Genomic DNA, 10,888 nt, shown 5'->3' on the forward strand with positions numbered 1-10,888 from the left:
CGGACATCCATGAGGGCATCACGACGGCCGTGATCGTGAACACCGCGATCGTCGTCCTCGGAGTCCTGACCTCCTTCCTCTTCCTCAAGAACAAGGCACGGGACACCCTCTCCGTCACCGGCTGAGCGGTCCTTCTCCGGGACCCGCCGCCTCCGGCCGAGGTCCCGGGCCGAGTGCGATCCCCCCGAACGACGGCCGGCACGGCTTGTCATCCCCCGTCGGCCGTGCCGGCCGTCCAACTCCCCCTGATCTGTCCCCGCTTCCCCCGCTCCCTCCGCTTCCCCAAGGAAACCGATGGATCTCCGTATCGCAGACCGCGTCCACCTCGTCACCGGCGCCTCCTCCGGAATCGGCGCCGCGATCACCCGGCTCCTGGCCGCCGAGGGCGCCACCGTCGTGGGCGTCGCCCGCAAACCCTGGAACACCGACGACCTCGGCGACCGGGTGAGTACCGTCGCCGCCGACCTCGCCGACCCCGGCGCCGCCCGCGCCGTCGTGGACACCGTGCTGGAACGGCACGGCAGGCTCGACGGCCTGGTGAACAACGCCGGTGCCCTGGAGTCCCGTTCGAGCTTCCTCGACGTCACCGACGACCAGTGGCACCACACCTTCGAGGTCAACTTCCACTCCGCGGTGCGGATGACCCGCCACGCGCTGCCCCTGCTCCTGGCGGCACAGGGGGGCGCCGTGGTGCACATCGCCAGCGAGGCCGCCCGCTTCCCCGACCCGGGCATCGTCGACTACGCGGCCACCAAGACGGCCCTGCTGTCGGTGTCCAAGTCCCTCGCGGCGGAGTTCGGGCCGCGCGGGGTGCGGTCCAACGTCGTCTCCCCGGGCCCCACCCGTACCGCGCTCTTCGACGCCCCCGGCGGGTTCGCCGAACAGCTCGGCGAGCGTTACGGGCTGCCGCCCGAGGAGGCCGTCGACCACTTCATCCGCGAGGAGCGCCGACTGCCGAGCGGCCGTATCGGCACCCCGGAAGACGTCGCGCGCGTCGTCGCCTACCTCCTCTCCCCCCTGGCGGGCCAGGTCACCGGCGCCGAGTGGAGCGTCGACGGCGGCGCCCTGAGGCAGATCTGACCGGCGATGAAACCTTCCCTCCTCGCCCTCGCCATCGGCGCGTTCGGCATCGGGACGACCGAGTTCGTCATCGTCGGTCTGCTGCCGGACCTCGCCTCCGACCTGTCCGTCTCCATCCCCTCCGCCGGAATGCTCGTCACCGGGTACGCCCTCGGCGTGGTCGTCGGCGCACCGCTGATGACCGCCGCCGGGGCGCGGCTGCCACGCAAGACGATGCTGGTGGCGCTCATGGGCGTCTTCATCCTGGGCAACCTGCTCTGCGCGGTGGCCGGCGACTACACCGCCCTCATGGGCGGCCGGCTGATCGCGGCCCTCACCCACGGCGCCTTCTTCGGGGTCGGCTCCGTCGTCGCGGCCGACCTGGTCGCCCCCGACCGCAAGGCCAGCGCCATCGCGCTGATGTTCAGCGGTCTCACCCTGGCCAATGTGCTCGGTGTCCCGCTGGGCACCTTCCTCGGGCACGGATACGGCTGGCGCTCGACGTTCTGGGTCGTCACCGCCGTGGGAGTCGTCGGACTCCTCGGCATCGTCGCGCTGATCCCGGCGCAACCGCGCCCGCCCGGCGGCACGCTCCGCAGCGAACTCGCGGTCTTCCGCAAGGTCCAGGTCTGGCTGGCGCTCACCACGACGATGCTCGGATTCGGCGCCGTCTTCGCCTCGTTCACCTACCTCGCCCCGATGATGACGGAGCTCGCCGGCTTCTCCGACAGTGCGGTCGCCTGGCTCCTCGTCCTCTTCGGCGCGGGGCTGTGCGTGGGCAACGTACTCGGCGGGAAGGCGGCCGACCGGGCGCTGATGCCCAGCCTCTACGTCATCCTGGGCGCCCTCAGCCTGATCCTGGTGCTCTTCACCTTCACCTCGCACGCCGCCGTACCGGCGGCCGTCACCCTCTTCGCCTTCGGCGCGATCGGGTTCGCCACCGTGCCGCCGCTCCAGGCCCGGGTGATGCAGCAGGCATCCGGAGCCCCCGCGCTCGCCTCCGCCGCCAACATCGCGGCCTTCAACCTCGGCAACGCCCTCGGCGCCTGGCTCGGCGGTCTCGCCGTCGACCGGGGCCTGGGCTGGACCGCCCCCACCTGGATCGGCGCCGCGCTCGCGGTGGCCGGCCTGGGTACCGCACTGCTCTCCGGGCGGCTCGACCGCGGGAAACGACACCCGCGGCCCGGAGAGATCCCCACCGGAACGCCCCTGATCGCCGCCGCACCCGCGGTGGCCGACACGGGCCCCGGTCACGCCACCACCACTCCTCTCACGAAAGGCTGAGGTAGATCCCATGAACGGTGTCCATCGCCGGACCATGCTCACCCGCGGTGCGGCTGTCGTCGGAGGCGCGGCCGTGGCCGGCGCGCTCGCCGGCCCCGCCGCCTCCGCCTCATCCGCCCAGGCCCCGGCCGGGGCGGGCGCCGGGACCGGATCGGTCGTCACCCCGGACGACCCGCGCTACGCGGGCCTCACCACGGGCAACAACCAGCGCTTCGTCGCCCGGCCCGACTACGTCAAGATGGTCCGCTCCTCGGCGGACGCGGAGCGCGCCCTCAGGGACGCGGTCCGCGCGGGCAAGCGGGTGTCGCTGCGGAGCGGCGGCCACTGCTTCGCCGACTTCGCCGCCCACCCCGACACCGAGGTCATCCTCGACTTCTCGGAGATGACGCACGTCGGGTACGACCCCGCCTTCCGGGCGTTCGTCGTCGAACCCGGCGCCCGCCTGATCAACGTGTACGAGGCCCTGTACAAGGGCTGGGGCGTCACCGTGCCCGGCGGCATCTGCTACAGCGTGGGCGCCGGCGGCCACATCGTGGGTGGCGGCTACGGACTGCTCTCCCGCGCCCACGGCCTGGTCGTCGACCACCTCTACGCCGTCGAGGTCGTGGTGACCGACGCGGCCGGAGGCGTACGGACGATCGTCGCCACCCGGGAGAAGAACGACCCGCACCGCGACCTGTGGTGGGCGCACACCGGCGGGGGCGGCGGCAACTTCGGCATCGTCACCCGCTACTGGTTCCGCTCGCCGGGCGCCAAGGGCTCCGTCCCCTCCGAACAGCTCATATCCCCGCCGTCCACCGTCCTGGTGAGCGCGGTGGACTTCCCCTGGGAGCAGCTGACGGAGGCGAAGTTCTCGCGGCTGATCAAGAACTTCGGTGCCTGGCACGCCGAACACAGCGCCCCCGACTCCCCGTACCGCAACCTCTCCAGCCTGTTCAACGTCAGCTCCAAGGCCCACGGCAGCCTCGGGATGTTCACCCAGGTCGACGCGACCGTGCCGGGGGCCCGCAAGCTGCTCGACGACTACCTGGCGGCGATCACCGCCGGCACCGGGGTCACGCCCCAGCCCCTCACCCGGGCCACCGGCGAGCTGCCCGCCATGCCGCAGTTCGCCGAGCCGCGCACCCTGCCGTGGCTCCAGGCGACCCGGCTGGTCGGCACCAACAACCCGGTCATCACCAACCCGACCTCTCGCGGCGGCCACAAGTCGGCCTACCTCAAGAAGGGGTTCACGGACCAGCAGATAGCCACGCTCTACCAGCAGATGAGCCGTCCGGACTTCACCAACCCGGACACCATGCTGGTGCTGTTCTCCTTCGGTGGCCAGGTCAACGCGGCGGCTCCCGACGACACGGCCAACGCGCAGCGCTCGTCCATCTTCAAGATGTGCCTCCAGACCTTCTGGCAGGAGGAGAGCGAGGACGAGTTCTACCTGGGATGGCTGCGGGACACGTACGAGGCGTTCTTCTCGACGACCGGTGGCGTGCCGGTCATCGGCGATGCCACCGACGGCTGCTACATCAACTACCCAGACCGCGACGTCACCGACCCCCGGCACAACCGGTCCGGTGTGCCCTGGCAGACGCTCTACTACAAGGACAACTACCCCAAGCTGCAACAGGTGAAGAAGCGGTACGACCCGTCCGACTTCTTCCGGCACTCGATGTCCGTGAAGCCGGCCCGCTGACGGCCGCGCCGCGCCCGCGCGGACGGGGCGGCGGCCGGGGTGACCCGCGCCGCACCCCCGTACGCGCCGCACCCCCGTACGCGCCGCACCCCCTACGCGTGGTGCGCACGCCACGGTCCGGGGGCCTGTGTGTCGTCCCCGTGCGACCTCGGGCCCCTGTGTGTCCGGCCCGTGTCGCGGCGGTGTCGAGCCGGCCGCGCCCGCCGCCCGCCGCCCTCCTCAACTGCCGCTCATACGCGGTGCTTTACCTGCTCTGATGCCCTGCTCCCGGATGCCGGGGGCGGGGCATTTGTCGTTCTACGAGCCGGTGTTCGAGCCGCTCCGGTCGCTCGTTGACTCCCGATCCGGCGCGGGGAAAGCTGTCTCTCGGCCGGAAGAGGAAGCGAACAGCTCCTCGCAGCGAGATCCCGAAATCCCCTGGCCGCACACCCCTTTTCGTACCGCAGCGCCGCGGTTCTGCACACCTTCTTCGTCATGCCCCGGCATCGACTCCCCACGTGAAGGAAGTAGACGACATCATGCGTTCTGTCGCCCTGGTACTCGGCACCCGTCCGGAGGCCATCAAGTTCGCCCCGGTCATCCACGCACTCCGTGAAGACCCCCGCTTTGAACCGGTCGTGATCTCGACCGGCCAGCACCGCCAGATGCTCGACGAGACCCTCGACGCCTTCGGCCTCACCGCCGACGTCGACCTGAAGGTGATGGCCCCCCGCCAGACGCTCTCGCAGGTGACCTACCGCTCCCTGCGCGGCCTGGAGGACTACTTCGCCGGCACCCCGACGGACGCCGTACTCGTCCACGGGGACACGGCCACCACCCTCACCGGCGCCCTCGCCGGCTTCCACCAGCAGATCCCCGTGGTCCACGTCGAGGCCGGGCTGCGCAGTGGCCGGCTCGGCTCCCCCTTCCCGGAGGAGGGCAACCGCCGCCTCGTCGCCCAGATCGCGGCGCTGCACCTCGCCCCCACCCCCGGCAACCTGGCGAACCTGCTGCGCGAGGGCATCGCCGCCGACACTGTCACCGTCACCGGCAACACCGTCATCGACGCCCTGCGCTGGGCCGGTGGGCGGGCCCGGAGCTACGGCGACCCGGCCCTCGCCGACCTCGACACCGACCCGCGCCGGATCATCCTCGCCTCCGCCCACCGGCGCGAGGCGTGGCCCCACCTGCCCGCGATCGGACGCGCCCTCGCCCGCATCGCCGACGAACCCGGCACCCGGGTCGTCGTCCCGCTGCACCGCAACCCCAGCGTCCGCGAGGCACTCCTCCCGCACATCGGTGACCACCCCGGCATCACCGTCGTCGACCCGCTGCCGTACCTGAGCTTCTGCAAGCTCATGGCCCGCGCCGACATCATCGTCTCTGACAGCAGTGGCAGCCAGGAGGAAGGGCCCGCCCTCGGCAAGCCCACCCTGGTGCTCGGCAACGTCACCGAGCGGTCCGAGGCGATCGTCGCCGGCACCGCCCGCCTGGTCGGCACCAGCACCGAGGGAATCGTCACCAGCACCCTGGAGCTGCTGCGCGACCCTGTCGCCTACGACCGGATGGCGAACGCCGCCAACCCCTACGGCGACGGACGGGCCACCGCCCGGACGGTCGAGGCGCTCGCCCACTTCTTCGGTCTCTGCCCCGCCCCGGAGCCGTTCGTGCCGGAGACCGTCGTGGACACGCTCTCGGTCGAGCTGGCGCGCACGGCCGACTTCGCCCGCATGTAGCGCGCCCCCCGCGCACCCACCTCCGCCCCACGCACCCGCACGACCGTATGGAGAGGAAGCCCCCATGAACGCAACCCCGACGGCCACCGAGACCCCGCTGAGCTTCAGCACCCCCTACCTGGGGGCGACCCTGGTGCGCGACGTCGTGGACTACCGGGTCGAGGGCCGGGCGATCGTCATCAACCCCGGGGTCACCGGCGTGACCATCGGCGAGGAACCGCGCAAGACGATCCCCCCGCTCTCCTCCACCGTGCTCGCCGACGTCCGGATCGAGAAGGCCGAGGCGCTGCTCCTGCTGAGGCCCGCGGACGAGAACGGCGACATCAGCGGCATCGTCGACGCGCCCGGCTGGGCGCACCTGGCCGATCTGCTCGGCCCCGAGGGCGGGTTCCCCCACGACACCCCGCTCTACCGGAGCCCCCAGGACGAGATCGCCATCGCCACCTTCGACCCGGCGCACCTGCTGGGCGAGCGCGAAGTGGCGCTGGCGGAGCGGGAGTTCTACGTACGCGCCAACCTCTGGTACGCGCCGGCCGGGACCGACTGCGCCATCCACAACAAGCACGACTTCATCGAGGTCCACACCCAGGTGCACGGACTCGGCCGGATGCAGCGGTTCCGCGACCGCGAACAGACCACGCTCTACCAGGACGTCCTGATGAGCCCCGGCTACACCACCCCGGACCCGTTCTGCGCGACCGGCCCCCACTGCTCGTACCACTACCCCTGGCACCAGTACCGGGCCGACACCGACTGCGTCTGGCTCGCCATCGAGTACCACCCCGTCCCGCGCGCGCTGCGCCGGTCGACCTGAGCCGCGCACCGCACCGGTCCCGCAATCGCTGCCCGACCCCGCTGCCCGACCCCGCTGCCCGACCCCACGACCCGATCAGGAGAGACGTCATGGCCAACGAGAAGAAGATCACCGAAATCGCCCTGCGCACACCGAAGTTCACCGGCGAGATCGTCGCCGACCAACTGCGCGACGGCTACTGGCTGGAGGCGCCGGACATCGACGGCGACGGAAAGCCCGACCTGTTCGGCTACGGCCTGCGGCTCGGCGAGATCTACTGGTACGCCAACGACGGCGAGTGGACCCGCCGCCTCATCGCGGACCGCATCAAGATGCCGGTCGGCGCCGACTTCGCCGACGTCAGCGGCAACGGTCACCCCGACGTCATCGTCTCCTACGACCTCTACGGCCCGATCGGCACCATCCACGACCCCAACACCGAGGGCGGCAAGATCGACTGGCTGGAGAACCCGGGCTCCCCGGACAAGGACGAGACGCGCTGGAAGCGCCACTACGTCGGCCGCGCCACCGGGATGCACCGGCTGCGCGTCGGCCACTTCACCCGCACCGACCGGCTCCAGATCATCGGCCTCCCCATCGTCGCCAAGGAGGACGTCCACGCGGTCCTGCCGGTGGTGCTCTTCACTCAGCCCGACGACGTCCAGACCGCCGAGGAGTGGCCGATGACCATCGTCGACGACACCCACTTCCGCATGATCCACGGGGCCGAGAAGAAGAAGGGCCTGGTCCCCGGCTCCGACCTCGAATCACTCCTGCTCGCCTCCGACGAGGGCGTGACCTGGCTCTACTTCGACGACGCCCGCCAGGAATGGGTCCGCGAGCTGATCGGTACGGGTGAGCTCACCCAGTTCGAGCTGACAGGGTTCCGCGGCAGCGGCGACCTCAACGCCGGCCGTCTCGGCGACGACCCGATGGCGTACGTCGCCGCCATCGAGCCCTTCCACGGCAACACCGTCGCCGTCTACACGAAGGACGCCGCGGGCAAGGGCTGGAACCGGGTGCTGCTCGACGTGTACGGCGACCCCAACGAGAACGGCGAGGGGCCCGGCCACCAGATCGTCTGCGGCGACTTCGACGGCGACGGCGAGGAGGAGTTCCTGGTGGCGCTGCGCGGGCCGTGGCCGTGGCAGGGCGTCATGTACTACAAGGCGATCGACGCGGCCAACGGCGTCTGGGCGAAGTGGCGCGTCTCCGACGAGTCGGTCGCCCGCATCGCCACCGCCGACTTCAACGGCGACGGGCGGCTGGACTTCGCGACCATCGCGTACTCGGTGCAGAACTACTACGTCGCCAAGGACGCCAAGCTCATGCTCTACCGCAACGAGACCGAGCAGGGCTGACACCCCTCCACCGGGTCCGCCCCACCGGACCCCGCCGGGCCGCCCCACCGGTCCGCCGCGATTCCGCCCCTCCGGTCCGCCCCACCGGACCGCCCCGGCCCCCACCCGGCCCCGCACCGACCGCCCCCTCCGGTCCGCCGCGAGGCGCCCCGCCCGCCGGGACCGTGCCCTCGGAAAACCCCCGCCAGACGGCACGGTCCCGGCGTCCACCCCGCGTAGCGCGTCGCCGCCCCCCACCTCACGTCCCCGCATCCGGCGCCCCCGCCTCGCGCCCCCGCCTCGCGCCACCCCCCTGTACGGACGCCCTCTTCCCTCCCGCTCCCCGTCCCCACGCCGAGCCCCGATCCACGAAGGACGAACCCCTGTGGCCTCCACGAAGTCCCCCGCGCCCACGAAGCCGGCGAAGCTTCCCTCCCTGACCGGATTGCGTTTCTTCGCCGCCCTCTCCGTCTTCTTCTTCCACTCGACCCTGATGGACTCCCCGATACCGCCCAACGCCCCGATCAACCCGTTCGGTGACGCCTCGATCGCCGACTGGCTCACGACCGCCTTCGGCAAGGCGGGCTACCTGGGCGTCTCGTTCTTCTTCGTGCTCTCCGGCTTCGTGCTGGCATGGGCCTCGCGGCCCGGCGAGCGGGTCACCGCCTTCCTCAGGCGGCGTCTGCTCAAGATCTTCCCGAACCACGTGGTCGTCTTCGTCGCCGCCATGGTGCTCTTCGCGGGATCGCAGGTCACCTCGGTCGCCGGCTGGCTGCCGAACCTGCTCCTGATCCACACGTGGTTCCCCCAGGCCAGCATCAACCTCAGTGTGAGTCCGCCGAGTTGGTCCCTCGGCAGTGAGCTGCTCTTCTACGTGCTCTTCCCGCTGCTGATCGTCCCGATCCGCAAGATCCGGGGCGCCGCGCTCTGGGTGTGGAGCGGCCTGATGGTCGTCGGCATGGTCGCGGTGCAGCTCGTCTCCACCTACCTGGTCCCCGCCACCCCGAAGTCGGCCATCACCCCCGTCTCCGACATGCAGTTCTGGTTCGGCTACCTGCTGCCCGCAGGCCGGCTCTTCGAGTTCGTCCTCGGCATCCTGCTCGCCCGCATCGTCCTGGCCGGCCTCTGGCCCAAGCGGGTCGGCTTCGGCGTCGCCGCCGCGCTGACCGTGATCGGTTACGCCGCCGCGCTCGTCGCCCCGTTCCAGTACGGCTTCGTCGTCGCGACGATCGTCCCGGTGGCCGCGCTCATCGGCGCCACCGCCACCGCCGACACCCAGGACCGGAACACCTTCCTGCGGAGCCGTCCCATGGTCTGGCTCGGTGAGGTCTCCTTCGGGTTCTACCTGGTCCAGGGCGTCACAATCTTCTACCTCCGCTCGCTGCTCGGCGAGAACACCTACAGCGTCCCGGTCGCCATCCTCGTGGTCATCGGCTTCCTCTGCGCCTCGCTGCTGGGCGGTTGGCTGCTCTTCCGCTTCGTCGAGTCGCCCGCCATGAAGCACTTCGGCCGGAGCAAGCGGCGTCCCGCCGCGGTCGCCGCCGCCGAGACCCCCGAACCTCTGGTGGTCGTGCCGGTCGCCGAGGAGGCCCCGGCGCCGCAGAGGGTCTGACCCGCACCACGCCAGGACGCCCGGCCGGTTGGTATCCGGCCGGGCGTCCTGGCGTGCTGCGGTGCCCGTGGTGCGGTGCCCGTGGTGCGGTGTCCGTGGTGCGGCGTCCGTGGTCCTGCGTGGTCCTCCGGGTGCCACTCCGTACCGCTCAGCGCCGTTCGTCCGCCGTCACGCCGGCGTCCGCGTCCGCCGCGCTCGGCCGGGGCTTCCTCGAACGGGTGCGCTCCGCCTCTTCGGTCAGACCGGACAGCAGCCGCAGTGCGGCGTCGGACGGGGACCCCTCGGGGGCGGTGTAGAGCAGCATCCGGTGGCCGGTGCCGTCGGTGAGGTGCAGGTTCTCGAAGTCCAGGCTCATCGGGCCCACGGCGGGGTGGTGCAGCGCCTTGGTACCGACGGTGCAGTCCCGCACCGGGTGCTTCGACCAGAGGCCGGCGAAGTCGGGGCTCTGCAGCATGAGCGAACCGATGAGCTCGGCGAGCGCACGGTCCTCCGGGTTGCGGCCCGCGACCAGCCGCAGCGCGGCCAGCGCCACCCGGGCCTCGTTCGTCCAGTCGGTGTACAGCTCCCGCGTGTGCGGGTCCAGGAACAGCATCCGGGTGAGGTTGGGGCGGGTGGCCGGGTCGTCCGGGCTCGCCACGTCCAGGTGTCCGGCGAGCAGCGCGTGGCCCAGGGCGTTCCAGGCGAGGACGTTGTTGCGGCCGTCGAGCACGACGGCGGGCACCTGCGGCATCGATTCCAGCAGCCGCCGGGTGGTGGCGCGCGCGTACTCGGGACGGGGCGACGCGGCGCGCTTCGCCTTCGGCGGCCGCGCGAGGTTGCGCAGATGCGTGTGCTCGTCCGGGGTGAGGCGCAGAGCGCGGGCGAGCGCGTCGAGGACGCTGTCCGAGGCGTTGGTGCTCTGCCCCTGCTCCAGGTGGGTGTAGTACGTGATGCTCACCCCGGCCAGCAGCGCCAGCTCCTCGCGCCGCAGCCCGGGAACGCGCCGACGGGTGCCGTGGCTCGGCAGGCCGACGTCCTCCGGCTGGAGCTGTGCGCGGCGGTTGCGGAGGAATTCGCCCAGAGCGGTGGGGGTGTCCATGCCTACCAGTGTGCCGGTGGACGGCGCCGGGCGCGCCCCGCGAAGGTGGCCCTGCGAGTGATAGCTTCCCGGGCGCCATCAAGACCAGGGGGCTGGGTAACTCCCGTCGAGGAGTCCAGAGTCGCTTTCCAGGAGGACCGCAAGGGCGGTCCGCGGTGGAGAGGGATGTGTGTGATGGCGGTTTCTGAGGGTGTGCGTGTGGGGGAGGGGCCGGTCCGTTTGGACGGGCGTCTTCGTCTGGTGTTGGTGGTGTTGTTGGTCGCGCAGTTCATGTTGGCGGTGGACTTCTCGATCTTGAATGTGGCGTTGCCGGTGATCGG

8 protein-coding genes and 1 pseudogene are annotated in these 10,888 nt (G+C 71.3%); 8 read left to right on the plus strand and 1 reads right to left on the minus strand.

Features of this window, described 5'->3' with window-relative positions; all coding sequences use genetic code 11:
• Positions 1-294: 294 nt before the first annotated feature.
• From ACFYPN_RS33420 to ACFYPN_RS33450, 7 genes are all read left to right on the plus strand, one after another.
• Entirely contained in the window at positions 295-1,080 is a 786-nt protein-coding gene (locus ACFYPN_RS33420; RefSeq protein ID WP_389303642.1) for an SDR family NAD(P)-dependent oxidoreductase, read from the plus strand.
• Between the two features lie 6 nt (positions 1,081-1,086).
• The gene (locus ACFYPN_RS33425) at positions 1,087-2,343 is read left to right on the plus strand and encodes an MFS transporter (RefSeq protein ID WP_358766128.1); all 1,257 of its coding nucleotides are present in this window, start codon (positions 1,087-1,089) and stop codon (positions 2,341-2,343) included.
• A 10-nt stretch (positions 2,344-2,353) separates the two neighbouring features.
• Positions 2,354-4,030, plus strand: coding sequence for an FAD-binding protein (locus ACFYPN_RS33430; RefSeq protein ID WP_358766130.1), 1,677 nt, complete (start codon positions 2,354-2,356; stop codon positions 4,028-4,030).
• Positions 4,031-4,548: 518 nt separating this feature from the next.
• Positions 4,549-5,745 carry a non-hydrolyzing UDP-N-acetylglucosamine 2-epimerase gene (wecB, locus tag ACFYPN_RS33435; RefSeq protein WP_358766132.1) on the plus strand — a complete coding sequence of 399 codons (1,197 nt, stop codon included), beginning with the start codon at positions 4,549-4,551 and terminating at the stop codon, positions 5,743-5,745.
• A 64-nt stretch (positions 5,746-5,809) separates the two neighbouring features.
• A complete protein-coding gene (locus tag ACFYPN_RS33440) occupies positions 5,810-6,559 on the plus strand; it encodes a hypothetical protein (protein WP_358766134.1) in 750 nt (249 codons plus the stop codon).
• An 89-nt stretch (positions 6,560-6,648) separates the two neighbouring features.
• On the plus strand, positions 6,649-7,899 hold the full coding sequence (locus ACFYPN_RS33445) for an FG-GAP repeat domain-containing protein (protein WP_389303645.1): 1,251 nt from the start codon (positions 6,649-6,651) through the stop codon (positions 7,897-7,899).
• Positions 7,900-8,263: 364 nt separating this feature from the next.
• Positions 8,264-9,490, plus strand: a complete 1,227-nt coding sequence (locus ACFYPN_RS33450) for an acyltransferase (protein WP_358766138.1) — start codon at positions 8,264-8,266, stop codon at positions 9,488-9,490.
• Positions 9,491-9,638: 148 nt separating this feature from the next.
• Here the strand turns inward: ACFYPN_RS33450 and ACFYPN_RS33455 are convergent, their stop codons facing one another.
• Positions 9,639-10,568 carry a helix-turn-helix transcriptional regulator gene (locus ACFYPN_RS33455; RefSeq protein ID WP_358766140.1) on the minus strand — a complete coding sequence of 310 codons (930 nt, stop codon included), beginning with the start codon at positions 10,566-10,568 and terminating at the stop codon, positions 9,639-9,641.
• A gap of 174 nt (positions 10,569-10,742) precedes the next feature.
• On the opposite strand from ACFYPN_RS33455, the pseudogene ACFYPN_RS33460 reads away from it, so the two are divergent.
• Positions 10,743-10,888: pseudogene (locus ACFYPN_RS33460) on the plus strand (MFS transporter); the annotation flags it as partial.

The sequence above is a fragment of the Streptomyces sp. NPDC005576 genome, assembly GCF_042871745.1.
Lineage (GTDB): Bacteria > Actinomycetota > Actinomycetes > Streptomycetales > Streptomycetaceae > Streptomyces.

Bases quoted from the DNA above. Each gene is read 5' to 3' on its own strand.
- ACFYPN_RS33420 (WP_389303642.1), top strand. From the start codon at position 295: ATGGATCTCCGTATCGCAGACCGCGTCCACCTCGTCACCGGCGCCTCC.
- wecB (WP_358766132.1), top strand. From the start codon at position 4,549: ATGCGTTCTGTCGCCCTGGTACTCGGCACCCGTCCGGAGGCCATCAAG.
- ACFYPN_RS33445 (WP_389303645.1), top strand. From the start codon at position 6,649: ATGGCCAACGAGAAGAAGATCACCGAAATCGCCCTGCGCACACCGAAG.
- ACFYPN_RS33440 (WP_358766134.1), top strand. From the start codon at position 5,810: ATGAACGCAACCCCGACGGCCACCGAGACCCCGCTGAGCTTCAGCACC.
- ACFYPN_RS33430 (WP_358766130.1), top strand. From the start codon at position 2,354: ATGAACGGTGTCCATCGCCGGACCATGCTCACCCGCGGTGCGGCTGTC.
- ACFYPN_RS33425 (WP_358766128.1), top strand. From the start codon at position 1,087: ATGAAACCTTCCCTCCTCGCCCTCGCCATCGGCGCGTTCGGCATCGGG.
- ACFYPN_RS33455 (WP_358766140.1), bottom strand. From the start codon at position 10,568: ATGGACACCCCCACCGCTCTGGGCGAATTCCTCCGCAACCGCCGCGCA.